Origin of the sequence: Ekhidna sp., from assembly GCF_965227465.1 — a bacterium.
In the GTDB taxonomy this organism is placed as follows: Bacteria; Bacteroidota; Bacteroidia; order Cytophagales; family Cyclobacteriaceae; genus Ekhidna.
In genome coordinates this window covers 1,402,777-1,418,648 of record NZ_OZ245746.1, presented here as the reverse complement: position 1 = coordinate 1,418,648, position 15,872 = coordinate 1,402,777, and the positions used below count along the sequence as shown (strand labels likewise).

11 protein-coding genes and 1 tRNA gene are annotated in these 15,872 nt (G+C 39.5%); 7 read left to right on the top strand and 5 right to left on the bottom strand.

Annotation, left to right across the window (positions count from 1 at the left end):
• Nucleotides 1–113: 113 nt before the first annotated feature.
• From ACO05G_RS06450 to ACO05G_RS06435, 4 genes are read right to left on the bottom strand one after another with little or no spacing between them, the layout of a single operon-like run.
• Nucleotides 114–3,611 (bottom strand): efflux RND transporter permease subunit, encoded by a 3,498-nt coding sequence (locus ACO05G_RS06450; RefSeq protein ID WP_421765224.1) that lies wholly within the window; start codon nt 3,609–3,611, stop codon nt 114–116.
• 3 nt (nt 3,612–3,614) lie between these two features.
• Nucleotides 3,615–4,793 (bottom strand): efflux RND transporter periplasmic adaptor subunit, encoded by a 1,179-nt coding sequence (locus ACO05G_RS06445; protein WP_421765223.1) that lies wholly within the window; start codon nt 4,791–4,793, stop codon nt 3,615–3,617.
• A gap of 4 nt (nt 4,794–4,797) precedes the next feature.
• Nucleotides 4,798–6,141 (bottom strand): TolC family protein, encoded by a 1,344-nt coding sequence (locus ACO05G_RS06440; protein WP_421765222.1) that lies wholly within the window; start codon nt 6,139–6,141, stop codon nt 4,798–4,800.
• A 7-nt stretch (nt 6,142–6,148) separates the two neighbouring features.
• Complete coding sequence (locus ACO05G_RS06435; RefSeq protein ID WP_421765221.1) at nt 6,149–6,772, bottom strand: TetR/AcrR family transcriptional regulator; 624 nt, start codon at nt 6,770–6,772, stop codon at nt 6,149–6,151.
• Nucleotides 6,773–6,928: 156 nt separating this feature from the next.
• Here ACO05G_RS06435 and ACO05G_RS06430 point away from each other — a divergent pair, with 156 nt between their 5' ends.
• The 3 genes from ACO05G_RS06430 to purL are packed head-to-tail and all read left to right on the top strand — an operon-like array spanning nt 6,929 to nt 11,987.
• Nucleotides 6,929–7,726 (top strand): alpha/beta hydrolase, encoded by a 798-nt coding sequence (locus ACO05G_RS06430; RefSeq protein WP_421765220.1) that lies wholly within the window; start codon nt 6,929–6,931, stop codon nt 7,724–7,726.
• Entirely contained in the window at nt 7,723–8,256 is a 534-nt protein-coding gene (locus ACO05G_RS06425) for a TlpA family protein disulfide reductase (protein ID WP_421765219.1), read from the top strand. The genes ACO05G_RS06430 and ACO05G_RS06425 overlap by 4 nt, the downstream gene beginning before the upstream one ends.
• 53 nt (nt 8,257–8,309) lie before the next feature.
• A complete protein-coding gene (purL, locus tag ACO05G_RS06420; RefSeq protein ID WP_421765218.1) occupies nt 8,310–11,987 on the top strand; it encodes a phosphoribosylformylglycinamidine synthase in 3,678 nt (1,225 codons plus the stop codon).
• A gap of 40 nt (nt 11,988–12,027) precedes the next feature.
• Here the strand turns inward: purL and ACO05G_RS06415 are convergent, their stop codons facing one another.
• Nucleotides 12,028–12,978 carry a hypothetical protein gene (locus tag ACO05G_RS06415; RefSeq protein WP_421765217.1) on the bottom strand — a complete coding sequence of 317 codons (951 nt, stop codon included), beginning with the start codon at nt 12,976–12,978 and terminating at the stop codon, nt 12,028–12,030.
• A 431-nt stretch (nt 12,979–13,409) separates the two neighbouring features.
• Here ACO05G_RS06415 and ACO05G_RS06410 point away from each other — a divergent pair.
• The 4 genes from ACO05G_RS06410 (at nt 13,410) to pth (ending at nt 15,788) form a co-directional block, all read left to right on the top strand.
• A tRNA-Gln gene (locus ACO05G_RS06410) sits at nt 13,410–13,482 on the top strand.
• Nucleotides 13,483–13,546: 64 nt separating this feature from the next.
• The gene (locus ACO05G_RS06405) at nt 13,547–14,476 is read left to right on the top strand and encodes a ribose-phosphate pyrophosphokinase (RefSeq protein WP_421765216.1); all 930 of its coding nucleotides are present in this window, start codon (nt 13,547–13,549) and stop codon (nt 14,474–14,476) included.
• 22 nt (nt 14,477–14,498) lie between these two features.
• Nucleotides 14,499–15,164 (top strand): 50S ribosomal protein L25/general stress protein Ctc, encoded by a 666-nt coding sequence (locus ACO05G_RS06400; RefSeq protein WP_348281399.1) that lies wholly within the window; start codon nt 14,499–14,501, stop codon nt 15,162–15,164.
• Between the two features lie 66 nt (nt 15,165–15,230).
• Nucleotides 15,231–15,788 (top strand): aminoacyl-tRNA hydrolase, encoded by a 558-nt coding sequence (pth, locus tag ACO05G_RS06395; protein ID WP_421765215.1) that lies wholly within the window; start codon nt 15,231–15,233, stop codon nt 15,786–15,788.
• The last annotated feature ends 84 nt before the right edge of the window (nt 15,789–15,872 follow it).

The following is a 15,872-nucleotide window of genomic DNA, read 5'->3' as shown; positions in this document are numbered from 1 at the left end:
CGAGGGGAGTACTATTAACTTAAACCTAACCGATGATATTCTTGAGAAGAATATTGTTTTTCTTCTGTAACGAATAAACAAACTGAAAGGTTGATGTAAAATTCATTTTATTCTTAAGCAGCTGCCTGCACTTGGGCTCCTTCATTTTTCTTACCAAAAAGTGCATACTTTATTCGGTAGCTAATTGTAAACAACACAGGCACAATAATGAGTGTCAGGAATGTTGCAACGATCAAACCAAATATGACTGTCCATGCAAGCGGTCCCCAGAAGATCACATTATCACCACCGAAGTAGATATTTGGATCAAACTCTGTAAACAAGGTATAGAAGTCAATGTTTAAACCTATCGCGAGTGGAATTAAACCAAGTACAGTGGTAACCGCAGTGAGTATAACAGGTCGTAACCTTGCTTTTCCACCCTTAATAACCAGCTCAGTAGCTTCCTCTTTGGTTAAGTAATCGGTCTTTTCCATATCTCTATTCTCCTTTTCCCGATCTATCAACAACTGGGTATAATCCAGCAGTACCACTCCATTATTAACCACAATTCCTGCTAAGGATATAATACCCATCATCGTCATCATAATTACAAACGACCATCCGGTAATTATAAGTCCACCAAATACACCAATAAAACTTAAGAAGATCGCCATCATAATGATAAGTGGTTTTGAAACCCCGCCAAATTGGAATACCAATATCAATGCAATGAGACCTAAGCCAGAGAAAAAAGCACCTACCAAAAACGCCATTTGCTTGTTTTGTTCCTCAATCTGTCCAGTATAATCTATCTTGACATCATTCGGCAATCCTTCGAATTCCTGCATCTCTTCCTGAATCTGCGATACGATTGCAGCAGCGTCAGTAAATCCTGGCTTCAGTCCTGAATAGACCGTAACTACTCGCTCATTATCTCTGTGCTTAATCGCACTAAATGAAGAAGTGTTTCTCTGTGTTGCCACTGCTGAGATTGGAATCTCTTTGATCTTACCTGTCGACTGATCCCTAAAGATTATATTCTGGTTGAAAAGTGCGCTTTTGTTGTATCGAAGGTCTTCATTGAAACGAACATTGATGTCATAATCCTCACCATCTTCTTTGAATACTCCGGCCTTCTCCCCAAAAAGGGACCTTCTCAATTGATTGCCCACCTGACCCACTGCCACTCCAAGCTCACCGGCTTTTTCTCTGTCTACAATGACTTCCATTGCCGGCTTGCCTTTATTTACATCAATCTTTAGCTCTTCGATTCCCTCGATATTTTTATCATTAATGAAGTTTCGCATTTGTTCAGCAATAGCAATCAACTGATCATAATCCGGCCCCTCGATTTCAATATTGATTGGATAGCCTGCTGGTGGCCCTGCAGCATCTTTCTCTACCGAAATTGCAACCCCCGGATATATCCCTTCAAGCGCTTCTTGTACCTTCAACCGAAGCACTTCCGTGTCTTTCCCTCTTCTATACTTAAATTCCCTCATTGAGGAAGTAATCTTGGCTCTGTGTGGCATTTCAGCATTGGATCCACCATCTGTTTGAGGGTTTCCTGCTCCCTCTCCCACTTGAGATACAGATGATTCCACTAAGAAATTATAGCCATCATCCATGTACTCTGAGGAATTGATAATGCCATACACCCGTTGCTCTATCTCCTTTGTAATTTGATTGGTTTTTTCAATCGCTGTACCCTGTGGGTACTCGATATATACGATAATCTGATTTGGAATATTATCAGGGAAAAACTCGACCTTAGTTCGGCCTGCACCTAGTGATATTCCAAAAAACACAAATGCAGCAAATAGCATAAGAGTGGTAATTCCTGAATACCAATAGACATTATTTCCTCTAACTGCATGCTTCAATCTTCTCTCATACCAATCCTCAAAACGTACCAAGACCTTTCTTTGAAAGTTGTTTGCAGCTTTTTTGATGATGTACTTATAGAGCCAAAACATAACGGCTGTTAGAATAAGGACAGAACCTAATGCTCGAACTGGCCCTCCTACGAAGAATATGAAAAGACCAAAACCGGCAAGTATTAGTGATGTTCGGATCAACTGTTTTCTGGTAAGTTCCTTGTCCCCTACCTCCATAAATCGTGATACCAACATAGAGTTCATGAAAATCGCAACAAACAGCGATGATCCTAATACTACCGAAAGTGTTATTGGGAAGTAAATCATGAACTGACCAAATATACCCGGCCATAGCCCTAATGGAACAAAGGCCGCCACAGTGGTAACTGTAGAAATGATGATAGGATAAGCAATTTCACCAATGCCTTTCTTAGCTGCCTGAATTCTGGTCAGGCCCTCCGTCTCCATCAATCGATACACATTCTCAACCACCACAATTCCATTATCCACGAGCATCCCTAGGCCCATGATCATGCCAAATAAGATCATGGTGTTAAGTGTGTAGCCCAGTGTATTTAAAATCGCAAATGACATAAACATAGACATAGGTATCGCAAACCCTACGAATAATGCATTCCTGAATCCAAGAAAAAACATAAGTACAGTAACTACGAGCAGGATACCAAAAATGATGTTATTAACCAGATCACTTACCTGGTTCAAGGTTCGTTCTGATGAATCGTTTGAAATAGTAATTTCAATGTCACGTGGGAACACGTTTTCCTGTGCATACTTAATGATCTCTTTAGTTTGGTTCACCGCATTGATCATATTTTTTCCTGCACGCTTTTTAACGTCCAGCATCACTACACTCTGTCCAAAGGATCTGGCAAAAGTGGTTTTATCCTCCTCTTCGAATGACACTTTAGCTACATCTTTGAGATAAACTGGCGCATTATTCTCAGACTTCACGACGAAATTCTCAAGCTGAGATGGCTCCTCCACCTCTCCCAGGATTCGAATCGTTCTTCTCTGCCCACTATTTTTAATGTTTCCGGCAGACATAGTCATGTTACCATTATTAATGGCCTGGATTACATCACTGAAGCTTACCTTAGCAGCCATCATTTTGTAGACATCTACCGCAACTTCCACTTCTTTTTCCTGTGCCCCTCGAATATCTACTCCCTTAATTTCAGGAAGGTCCTCTATTTCATCTTCCAGGTATTCGCCAAATTCCTTCAATTTTTCTACTGGATAATCCCCTGTGATATTGATGTTCATTATCGGGAATTCCTCAGATAAATTCAGGTCGAAAACATTTGGCTCAACTTTAGCTCCATTGAACAAAGGCCAGTCTTCTCCTGCTTTTTTTCCATCTACCTTATCTTTTACCTTCTGCTTAGCCGCTTCAACTGTAATATCCTCATCAAATTCTACCGTAATAATTGAATAGTCTTCCTGAGAGGTTGATATCACCTCAACCACGTTGCTTACATTTTTTAGCTCATCTTCTAGCGGGTCTGTAACTAACCTTTCAATATCCTCTGCTGTATTTCCCGGAAATGCTGTACTGATGTAGATCTTAGTTTCCTTAATTTCAGGAAAATCTTCCCGGGGCATTGCCATATATGAGTTAAATCCAAGAATCAGGAAGATCGCAATCATAACATAGATCACAGATGGGTTATCAATAGCCCATGACGATAATCTAAATTCTTTATCTACTTTTTTCTTATTGCTATCCGCCATTTTTTAGTCTTTTAAGATCTTAACTTGCTGACCATCCTTCACACTTCTAGCTCCTTCAAGGATAATATTTTCTTTCGCGCTAACACCAGATAAAATTTCCACTTTTCCATTTTGTGTTTTACCTGTGGTAATAATAGCACGCATTGCGGTGGCTGTTCTATCCTCTTTCACGTCTCGTACGACATACACATACTGGTCTCCATCCGCATTTTCTGATATGACACCCTGAGGGATAAGAATCGCGTCTTCATTCGTGTAGTCGTTGATCTTAACCTTCGCCGTAAGATTCGGCTTTATCATTCCATCTTTATTTGGAACCGAAATTTTCGCATTAAATGAACGGTTGTTTGGATTAATGTGGTTGCCAGTCTCTCGAACCTTTGTTTCAACAGATGTATTTAGTACCGGGAAAAATACTTTTACTTCTTTTCCAGTCGTCACACTTGTGATATAAGATTCAGGCACCAATACCTCCAGATACATATTCGATAGATTAATGATTCGAAAAATCTCTGAACCTGGTCCCGGGCTCACCACTGTCCCCTCATCCTTAATGACATCATCGATAATCCCGGAAAAGGGTGCTTTTATATAAAACTTGTCAAGCTGACTTTGCATCTGATCTACTGCATTCTTTTGCGCTTCATAATTGGTTTTTGATTGCAAGTATTGAATTTCACTACCAATTTTTTGATTCCAAAGTCGTTCTTGACGTTCAAATGTTGTCTTTGCCAACTCCAGCTGAGTCTTCATTTGAATCAGTTGGCTTTCCAAGCCACCATTGTCTATTATACCTAATAATTGCCCCTTTTTCACCTTCTGTCCTTCATCCACATAAACTTTTAAAAGTGTTCCTGGTGCCTCCGGGTAAATGAGAACGTTTTGTTTAGTGGTAACATCTCCCTGCAGCTCTACATAATGAAGAAACTTTTCTTTCTTCGTTTGGAATGTAGTAACAAGAGGAAGGTTTGAGTTTTCCGTATTGGCTGCTATTGCAGAATCCAGAAGAGCTATTTGATCTTCCAGATCATTATACTGAGCAGCAAGCTCCTTTTTCTTTGCCCGAATATTTTCCATGTTTCCTTCGGTCAAAATGGTTTCAACAGAAGATTCATTTCCACCACACCCTACAACTATTGATAGCGTGATGATTAAGGTTAGTAATTGATTGATCTTACGCATGATCTTATTTATTGTAAAGGGTTCCTAGTGCTTTTTTTAGTTCGATTTGTGAGGTTATCGCTTGATATAGCGAATTCAAATAGTTTGTCTGAGCTTCTTTAAGCGAAGCATCAGCATTGATTACTTCAATATTTGATCCCACTCCCTCCTGATATTTAATTTTTGAAATATCGTAGACTTCCTGAGCAAGCTCCATGTTTTGCTTTTGTACTTCTAATGTTTCTAATTGACTGCTTAAGCTAATCTGAGATTGTTCAATTTCCAGGTCAATACTTTTCTTGACAAATGACATTTGGTTTTCTATCTGCTTGACCTGTAGCCTGTTTTGTTGAATCTTATTGCTCTTTAGGAAACCATCGAATATTGGAATGGAAGCTGTCACACCAACAACACCATTATCCAACCACCTTCTTGATACAAATAGATCACTACTGCTGGAAGCGGCTGTGTTCCAACCATAGCCTAGTCTCGCATAAAGCTTTGGTAAATACTGGACTTTATTATTCTTCATATCCAAGTATGCCAAGCTGCGATTGGTTTCAAGCTGAGAGAATTCAATTCGTTGATTGTAATTAAATGCCTCCGTTGGCACTAATGGAACTTCAACGTTTACTTCTTCAAGCGTTTCAGATAAATTAATTGGCTGATTTAAATCCATACCCATCTGAAACTTTAACAGTTTACGACTGATGTCTTTGAGTTCTTTAGACCTGCTATATTCTACCTTAAGATTATTGTAGTTCACCCGTATTCGGTCTACATCCAGCTTTTCCGCAAAGCCAGCCTGATACATTTGATCAGTTTCTCTCAATAAGGTATCCAACCGGGAGATGTTTCTCTCTAATAGTGAGAGTTGTTCCTCCGCAATTAGCGCATTGTAATATGCTTTGCTTACGGATTCAGCAATGTCGATTTGAGATTTAATATGTTCCTTGGTAGAGAGTTCTTTATACGTTCTTGCCGCCTGGAGGCCGACAAAATAAGAACCATCAAACAGCAATTGATCCACTGACAAACCAATGTTTCCATCATAGTTTTGAACAAAAGAAACTTCTTGCTCAGTACCTGCTGGAACCGATGGATCGAACGTGCTAATATCAATCAGACTTCTTTGCGGTTCAAAATTGTAATTCAAACCAGCATTAACATTTGCTTGTGGTAAACCCATGGAAATGGTCTTCCTAACCTCAGCATCAGCAATCTCTTTGTCAAGCTGCTTGATCTTTAGTTGCTCATTATTACCCAACGCAAAGTTGATGCAATCTTGCAGGGTAAGGTCCAATTTATCCTGCGCCTGCACTCCCACCGAAGTGCCAACAATTATTAATAGTGTTAATATGCCTCTCATAAAATTATTAGAGTATGTGATTGGTAGATTCTAGATTTATATATTCTTCGTATTTCTTGCGGCCTTTATCGGTCAGTAATCCATGAATAAAGTGATCAAGGATTTGAAGCTGAACGGTTGGGAAATCAAATTCTTCACGAGGAAAGATCTTCGTATTGAAAACCAACTGAACACCTTCAACACGTAGAATCGATAGCACTTTAGCATCCAAGTCTTCTCTAAAGTAGCCCTCCTCTTTACCTCGTTCAATGTTTCGTTCAATATGTCCTCGGATAGTAGAATGCTTGAATTCTTGGTATTTATCCCAAGCTTTTCCATGGTACTTCTGCATATCATATAGTAGCGATGGATTCATTCTGAATACATGCTTTCTTAAACATTGTGACACCAACAATATTTCATGAATGGAATCATTTGATTGTCCGTAGATTTCTTCAAACTCCTTTGTTTCTTTCTCAAAATGGCTCAAAGCAACCTCAGAAACCAACCCGTCTTTATTATCGAAATATTGGTACAGCGTTTTTTTAGACATTGAAGCTTCTCGAGCTACATCATCCATCGTCACACTCCTGATCCCATACTGGATAAACAGTTCCTCTGCACTATTCAATATCTTTTCTTTTGCTTCCAAATCTTCTGTTACGCTTTACTACAATGTTAAAAACCAAGGAAACTTTAAGCTTGCTAAAAGTTTCCATCGTGCAAATCAACGCACAGAATATTTAATTGTTCGTTTTTTACGAGATTTTTTTTACCAAGTCGATTATTTGACCGATTTTTCAATCGAATGACGTGTATACAAAAGGATAGTGGACAGCTAAATTATTTTAAATATGGCGGTGGAGATAACATATTATTGGCATTTCATGGTTTTGGTCAGAATAATGAGGTTTTTAAAGATTGGGTAAAAAATGTTGGTCATAAGTACACCATATATTCATTTGACCTTTTTTATCACGGTATCAGTCAAAGAAAAAATGAAAAACTTTCGAAGGATGAATGGAAGAGTTATTTAGAGTCATTTTTAGAACAAGAGAAGGTCAATTCGTTTTCAATCCTTGGTTTCAGTCTTGGAGGCAGGTTTGCAATAGCCTCAGCACTTGCGCTTCCTGAACGAACGAAAGAAATAACGCTAATCGCACCAGATGGTGTTTTTCTTACCATTTGGTTTAAGCTAGCAACAAACCCAAGCATCAAATGGATATTTAAATACGTGATGCTACAACCAAATTTGCTGGAAAAACTGATGGTTTTTAATGATAAGTATCGCATTGTGAGTCCGTATCTCGGTGACTTTGTGCGTAAAGAACTGGGAGGTCATGCCAATCGAAAGCGTGTGTACATTTCTTGGAACAATTTTAAGTCTCTGGGCTATTCTAAAAAACAATTATCCAAACTATTTCAAGAGCAGACATTTGAAAGAAGAATCATTCTTGGAAGCAGAGATCATATTATCAAACCAGAAAAAATTCTACCTATCATCCAAACTATGGGTGCATTCAAAGTAGTAGTATTACCTCTAAAACATCATCAGCTCATTAAGCCAGAAGTAGCTAAATTGATTCTAAATCCATCTCCAAAATGAAAAAGACTCTGATCATTCTTTGCTGTATCCTGACATTCCTAACCTATGCTCAGCCAACTAAAGAACAAATTCAACAAGTTGAAGAAGCAAAAAAGGAAGTAAAGCGAATGAAAGGGCAACCCTTTCCGGAATTTAATCTCGCCACTCTGGAAGGTACTACTTACACCAAAGAAGATCTGAAAGGAAAAATACTTTTGGTCAACTTCTGGTTTTCCAGGTGCACCCCATGTATTAAAGAAATGCCTGAAATGAATGAAATGGTCCAATCCTTTGCAGCGGAGGGTATTGTATTTCTAGCTCCCACTTTTGATGACCATTTTACGGTTAAAAAATTTCTTCAGAAGCGTGAATTTGAATACCAAATAGTCCCAGATGTAAAAGATTTCTGTCTTGAAATGAATGTTAGATCATACCCTACCCACTTCGTAGTAAATCGCGAGGGCATTATTGAAAAAGTGGTTATTGGCTATTCTTCTATGACAGTAGGTGCTCTTCGAAAATCTATCTGGAAATTGTTGAAATCCGAGTAAGGTCAAAGCTGATAAAAGGTTAATTTTGCGGACTTCAAAACGAGGTTCCTTTCATGATTCAATTCTTCCAAAATTCTGAAGACGCTATTATTGCCGTCGGCATTTCAGCTAAGCTTTCTCCTGAGGAAATTGTAAAGCTAGAGTGGCTTTTCTCCAAAGCTAAAGCGGTAAACACTGATCAAATTATCGGCAAATTCATTGGTCCTCGAAAAGAGATGATCTCTCCGTGGAGCACTAATGCTACAGACATTGCGCACAATGCAGGTATTCACTCGATTCACAGAATAGAAACTTACGTATCAGAATCCTCAGCCGGTGCTTTTGACCCAATGCTTCAACAAGTTTATGAAGGATTGAATCAGAACATCTTCACACTTGACCGCTCTCCTGAACCGATCAGACATATTGAAGATATAGCCGCATATAATGAACAGGAAGGTCTGGCACTTAGCTCAGAGGAGATTGATTACCTGGAAGGAGTAGCAAAAGAAATTGAAAGACCGCTGACAGACTCTGAGGTATTTGGATTCTCCCAAATAAACTCCGAACACTGCAGACATAAAATATTCAATGGCACGTTCATTATTGATGGTAATGAACAAGAACTGTCACTATTTCAATGGATAAAGAAAACTTCCAAAGAAAATCCTAATTACCTGGTCTCAGCTTACAAGGATAACGTCGCTTTTATTCAGGGGCCGAAAGTGGAACAATTCGCACCAACTAGTCAAGATAAACCGGATTGGTTTGACACGAGAGAGTTTGAATCTGTCATATCACTAAAAGCAGAAACACATAATTTTCCTACCACCGTAGAGCCATTCAATGGGGCGGCAACCGGTTCAGGAGGTGAGATCAGAGATCGAATGGCTGGGGGACAAGGAAGTATTCCTTTAGCTGGAACGGCCGTTTACATGACCTCCTATTCAAGACTTGAGGATGCGAGAGCCTGGGAAAAGCCAGAAAGAAAGTGGCTCTATCAGACACCTCAGGAAATTTTAACTAAAGCCTCAAATGGTGCAAGCGACTATGGAAATAAGTTTGGCCAACCGCTTATTTGTGGCAGTGTACTAACATTCGAGCATGAAGAAGAAGGAAAAAAGTTTGGCTATGACAAAGTAATCATGCAGGCTGGAGGAGTTGGGTACGGAAAGAAGAAAGAGGCACAGAAAAAGCCGGTAAACGCTGGTGAAAAGATCATTGTGATGGGCGGTGACAATTATCGAATTGGCATGGGTGGTGGAGCTGTGTCGTCTGTCGATACCGGTGCTTTTAACCAAGCACTCGAATTAAACGCAGTGCAACGTTCCAATCCAGAAATGCAAAAACGCGTCGCTAATGCGGTTCGTTCTATGGTGGAATTAGATGACAATACCATTACATCCATTCATGACCATGGTGCTGGCGGTCATTTAAACTGTCTTTCAGAACTTGTAGAAGAGACAGGTGGAGTTATTGATCTTAAGAAATTGCCTGTTGGTGACGAAACGCTCTCAGCCAAAGAAGTACTTGGCAATGAATCGCAGGAACGCATGGGTTTGGTGATGAAGGGTGAGAATGCAGCCTATTTAAAAAGGGTTTCTGAAAGAGAAAGAGCTCCCTACTATGAGGTAGGTGAAGCAGGTGATAACAATGAGTTGAAGTTTGTGAACAATGGAGAAGCTTCTCCTTTTGATTTGAAGCTACATCACTTATTCGGCTCCTCTCCAAGAACGATCCTTGAGGACCAGACACAAAAATCTAATTTCGAAGAGGTTAGTTATTCTGAAAATAAAATCGATGAGTATCTGGAAGCCGTACTGCAATTGGAAGCCGTAGCTTGTAAAGACTGGCTTACCAACAAGGTAGACAGATGTGTGACCGGAAGGGTTGCTACCCAGCAAACATGTGGTGAACTCCAGCTTCCTTTGAATAACGTAGCAGTAATGGCCCTTGACTTTAAGTCAAACAAAGGCATTGCAACATCTATTGGTCATTCCCCTGTTCCTGGACTTATTAATGCAGGGTCCGGATCCAGACTTTCCATCACAGAGGCTTTGGCAAATCTAGTATGGGCACCACTAACTTATGGTTTGAAAGGTGTTTCTCTAAGTGCTAACTGGATGTGGCCGGCTAAAAATGATGGAGAAAATGCACGATTGTATGAAGGTGTAAAAGCAATTAGCGATTTTGCTTGCGAGCTTGGCATCAATGTGCCTACTGGTAAGGATTCAATGTCAATGACACAAAAATATCCGGATGGGGAGAAAGTCTATGCCCCCGGAACAGTCATAATCAGTTCTGTTGGAGAAGTGTCAGATATTAACAAAACGGTCAGCCCTGTCATTGATTACAATCAAAAAGATTCCAAAATTCTATACGTTGATTTCTCTGGAGGATCATTTGAACTGGGTGGCTCATCATTTGCGCAAACCCAATCAAAACTAGGAGTAAAAACTCCAGAGGCTAAGTCAGAAATTGTGGCTCTGGCATTCAATACCGTTCAGGAATTGATCAATCAAGGGCTTGTGATTGCCGGTCACGATGTGTCCGCAGGTGGATTGATCACAGCATTGCTTGAGATGAACTTCTCAAATACCAAAGGAGGTTTGAAAGTAGATCTTTCCTCGTTAGAGGAGATGGACACTGTTAAGGTATTGTTCTCTGAAAAACCGGGGTTACTTCTTCAAATTAAGGATCAAAGTGCTATTGATCTTTTAACAAAGTCAGATGTGGACTTTTGTCACATAGGTGAAGTGATTACTGTACGAAAAGTTGAAGTGACAAACGGCTCATTTACTCACACCTTTGACATTGAAAAATCCAGAAAAGACTGGTTTAAAACATCCACCCTTTTAGACCTTAAGCAAACCACACCTGAAGTTTCAAAACAACGTACCAAAAATAGATTTGCACAACCACTCTCCTATTCATTCCCAAATCGATTCGACGGTAAAGCATCTTCTTATAATTTAGATTTCAATCGAAAAGAGAAATCGGGAATAAAAGCCGCTATTATACGTGAACAGGGCGTAAATAGTGATAGAGAGATGGCCTATGCACTTTGGTTGGCTGGATTTGATGTGAAAGATGTACACATGACCGACCTGATCACGGGGCGAGAAGATCTGAGTGAAGTAAACGTGATTGTGTTTGTTGGAGGGTTCTCTAACTCAGACGTTCTGGGGTCTGCAAAAGGCTGGGCAGGATCTTTCTTGTTCAATGAAAAAGCAAAAGCTGCTCTGGATGCATTTTATGCTCGGGAAGATACACTGAGTCTGGGTGTTTGTAATGGGTGTCAGTTAATGATGGAATTAGGACTGATCTACCCTGAAATGGGCGACAACCATCCAAAGATGCATCATAACAGTTCGGAAAAATTTGAGTGCGGGTTTGTGAGTGTGGACGTTAAAGATACTAACTCCATCATGCTCCAATCAATGATAGGTTCAAAGCTTGGTATTTGGCTAGCACATGGAGAAGGTCGATTCATTCTTGAAAATGAGGAGTCATTTAAAATTCCTGTTAAATACTCTTCTTCTGAATTTCCGGGTAACTCAAATGGCAGCTCATTCAACACAGCAGCATTATGCTCTAATGATGGAAGACACCTGGCAATTATGCCTCACTTAGAAAGATCTTTATTTGCATGGAACTGGCCTTACAAAGCTGGATTAGCGGATGCGGAAGTCTCACCCTGGATGGAGCCTTTTGCCAATGCGTTTGAATGGGTAAAATCAATAGTTAACTAAATACCCTTCTCAGCTAAAGCGAATGTTTATGTACTGATTCTTACTGTTTAGAAAAAGTATTATTTCTAAACCAATTTATTGCCTTTTCCTCATTCCCTATTCCACTCACCTTATTACCACAATCTATGTCAATCGAGGCAAGCGCTTTAGTAATAGATCTCTTGGTAAAGAGAAATTCATGGAGCGTTTTGGTACTATCGGCAATATAATAATCTTCATCATCGAACATGAAGGAAGATTCGTGCTTTACCAATGAAACCGATTCAGTTACTGTGCTCTTTTTGAGATGATACTTTAAAACTGTAAACAGATCGTGCTGAAAGAGCACTTGCATGAACTGTTCGTGTCCTAACTCTGCAGGAGTGTATTCCAACTTTACCTTTGAAGCGTTATCATTTGCCTCAAGGTATTTTTTCAGTGAATTTAACTGGCCCCTAAATCCGGTATTTAATTCAATAGTGACTTGAGATGGATTGCTATCTACTATGGTAACTTGTTTAATGTTGAGCTTTTTCCACTCCTCAAATTCAGTAAGATATTCAAGTACATTTTGAGGGGTATCGTTTATTATAGCCAATACTATGGTGCGAAAAGGAACAGCATAGCCCTTGCGAAATTTTAACATCAACTCCTTTTGAAATATGTCAAACCCTTTAATGGAAAAATTAGAAACACGATAGACATTATTTTCAAAAAGAAGATAAAGGCTATTACTAAATACATTAAAATTCATTTTTAAATCTGAATACTGAATGTTCTCGCTGGTTGTAATATTACCTTCAAACCAAGTAAGTCTACTCTTATCAATTTCATAGTTAAGAAATTGGTTTATTCTACCAGCTACTTCTAAAGAATCTACTTTAATGGCTTTTCTTGAGATAAATTGATCAAAACTTGAACTACTTGAAGATTGAGCAAAGTTTATATGAGCTGACAGCAAACTAATTATTACAAGTACATATGATCTTCCCATTTTGAGCAATTCCTTCATATTCAACTAATACGTAGTAAATAATATTATAGATCTGAAAACAATCAGGCTGTTGCAAGTTGAGGCAAAATCCAATGCATCAGAAAATAGGAATGCATGGTCATTAAATGCGTATTGATTCCGAATGCCAATCTTGATAGATAAGCCCTTTGTTATCTTTGAAAGTCCGTCTATGAGACTGTCCTCTAAATAGCTTTAAATAATTGTCCATAATTACTTAAAATCGAATGGTGAGTCTTTTGATTTTATAATTAATCCTCTACTTTTGCCGTCCGTTAAAACGGAAGTGAGGGATCAACACTTTAAAAAGCATTCCGGTATTGGCCTATGGTGTTCCCGATAGCTATCGGGAGGCAACACGTTTAAACGCGCTGAGTGGGGTGGATAAAAAACAGGTGCATGGTTGGCACTTTAAAAACAACCAAACATATTGGCCTATGGTGTAACTGGCAACACGTCTGGTTTTGGTCCAGAAGAGTCTAGGTTCGAGCCCTAGTAGGCCAACTAGTTCCAATGGGAACAACAAACCAAATCCCGCTAACTAAGGCGGGATTTATTTTAGCTAAAGATGTCATCAGTAAAGATATTCTCCGGTTCTGCTCATCCGAAATTAGCAAATGCCATTGCTGATAATTATGGCAAGCCTCTGGGTAAGTGCGAAAAGCAAACCTTTAGTGATGGTGAAATGGGCGTTTTCTTTACAGAATCTGTTAGAGGTTCAGACGTATTCATTATCCAGCCGACCGTACCTCCAGCCGACAACATCTGGGAATTACTTTTATTGATTGATGCAGCTCGAAGAGCAAGTGCAAAGTATGTAACTGTGGTAGTTCCTTATTTTGGCTATGCCCGTCAGGACAGAAAAGACAAGCCCAGAGTTTCAATAGCAGCCAAACTTGCAGCGAATGTGATTACCTCTGCTGGTGCTGATAGAATCATGACATGTGATTTGCATGCAGGTCAAATTCAAGGATTCTTTGACATCCCAGTTGATCATCTGGATGCTTCTGCAATATTCTATCCTTATATTAAGAATCTGAATCTCGAAAATATGATCATAGCATCTCCTGATGTTGGCGGAACTGCTCGCGCTCGTTCATATGCTAAACTTTTTGAGGTGGATATGGTGATCTGTGACAAGCATAGAAAAAGAGCCAATGAAGTAGCATCTATGCAGGTGATTGGTGATGTTGAAGGAAAAGACGTTGTGCTGGTGGACGACATGGTTGATACTGCAGGCACGATTAGCAAAGCAGGTACACTGTTAAAAGAAAAGGGTGCTAATTCTGTAAGAGCATTTGCAACTCATGGTGTGCTCTCGGGAAACGCTTATAAAAACATTGAAGAGTCTGCTTTAGAGGAGTTGATCATCACAGATACAATTCCACAGCAGCAGGAGTCTTCCAAAATCAAAGTACTGACCGTGGCAGATCTTTTTGCGAAAGCCATTCGCAAGATCCACGATCATGAATCAATTAGTTCATTATTCATTAAATAACATATTTAAATCAAATTCAATTATGAAAACTGTTGAGATTATAGGGTATAAAAGAGCAAATCTCGGCAAGACTGAAGCGAAGCGCTTAAGAGAAGAAGGAATGGTACCATGCGTAGTATACGGTGGTGACCATCAAATTCATTTCTACGCTCCGATGATCTTGTTTAGAGACCTGGTATACACTGACGAAGCGCACTTTGCTTTATTAACAATTGAAGGAGAACCTGAACCATTTGAAGCTATTATTCAAGATGTTCAGTTCCACCCGGTTAGTGAAATCATTATGCACGCTGACTTTTTACAACTATTCAGAGGTACACCTATCAAAATGAACATCCCTGTTCACCCGGTAGGAACTGCTCCTGGAATTCAGCAAGGTGGTAAGTTGATTAGAAAAGTGAAGTACTTACAAATCAAAGCTCTTCCTAAGAACATGCCTGAATACATCGAGGTAGACGTGTCCAAACTTGGACTTGGTAAGTCTATCAAAGTAGGCGAACTAGAGGTTGGAGAATACGAGATTCTGAACAGCCCGCTAGTAACGCTTGCAGGTATCGAAGTACCAAGAGCACTTAAAGGAAAAGACACTGAGGATGAAGAGGAAGAACTGGAAGGTGAAGAAGGAGAAGGAGCAGCTGAGGGAGCTGAAGGTGGAGATGCACCTAAGGAAGAGTCTTCAGATTCTTAAAATCAATCAGATTATTATATTTGAATCCCGACCTTTACAGTCGGGATTTTTTTTGTCTTTTAAACTATGAAATACTTAATCGTCGGATTGGGGAATATCGGTCCCGAGTATGAAATAACTCGCCACAACATAGGTTTTCTTGTTTTGGATCGGTGGGCTGATGAAGAAGGAGTGAAATTTGAAATGAATAAACTGGCCTATACGTCAGAGGTGAAATACAAAGGCCGAACACTCCACCTGATCAAGCCAACAACCTATATGAATTTGAGTGGTAAGGCAGTAAATCACTACCTACAGGAACATAAAATACCGAAAGAAAACATGCTTGTCATCACCGATGACATAGCCCTTCCTTATGGAAAAATCAGGTTAAAACCGAAAGGATCGGCCGGCGGGCACAATGGACTAAAGAATATTGAACAACTCACAGGTGGCGCCAATTACCCTCGCTTACGTTTTGGTGTTGGAGATGACTTTCACAAAGGACAACAAGTAGACTATGTTCTTAGTCCATTTTCTAAGGTGGAAATGGATGAATTGGTGTTGAATATGGATAGAGCAATTGATGCAGTTAAATCATTTTGCACCATTGGTTTGGAGCGAACGATGAATCACTTTAATTGAATTTGTAACCTCGATAGATTTCCTGAGTAGTTAGGATATGCAACTATTATGCAATTGCAACTATCCTTAATCCAATCCAACTAC

Bases quoted from the DNA above. Each gene is read 5' to 3' on its own strand.
- ACO05G_RS06450 (WP_421765224.1), bottom strand. From the start codon at position 3,611: ATGGCGGATAGCAATAAGAAAAAAGTAGATAAAGAATTTAGATTATCG.
- ACO05G_RS06445 (WP_421765223.1), bottom strand. From the start codon at position 4,793: ATGCGTAAGATCAATCAATTACTAACCTTAATCATCACGCTATCAATA.
- ACO05G_RS06440 (WP_421765222.1), bottom strand. From the start codon at position 6,141: ATGAGAGGCATATTAACACTATTAATAATTGTTGGCACTTCGGTGGGA.
- ACO05G_RS06430 (WP_421765220.1), top strand. From the start codon at position 6,929: ATGACGTGTATACAAAAGGATAGTGGACAGCTAAATTATTTTAAATAT.
- ACO05G_RS06425 (WP_421765219.1), top strand. From the start codon at position 7,723: ATGAAAAAGACTCTGATCATTCTTTGCTGTATCCTGACATTCCTAACC.
- purL (WP_421765218.1), top strand. From the start codon at position 8,310: ATGATTCAATTCTTCCAAAATTCTGAAGACGCTATTATTGCCGTCGGC.
- ACO05G_RS06415 (WP_421765217.1), bottom strand. From the start codon at position 12,978: ATGAAGGAATTGCTCAAAATGGGAAGATCATATGTACTTGTAATAATT.
- ACO05G_RS06405 (WP_421765216.1), top strand. From the start codon at position 13,547: ATGTCATCAGTAAAGATATTCTCCGGTTCTGCTCATCCGAAATTAGCA.
- ACO05G_RS06400 (WP_348281399.1), top strand. From the start codon at position 14,499: ATGAAAACTGTTGAGATTATAGGGTATAAAAGAGCAAATCTCGGCAAG.
- pth (WP_421765215.1), top strand. From the start codon at position 15,231: ATGAAATACTTAATCGTCGGATTGGGGAATATCGGTCCCGAGTATGAA.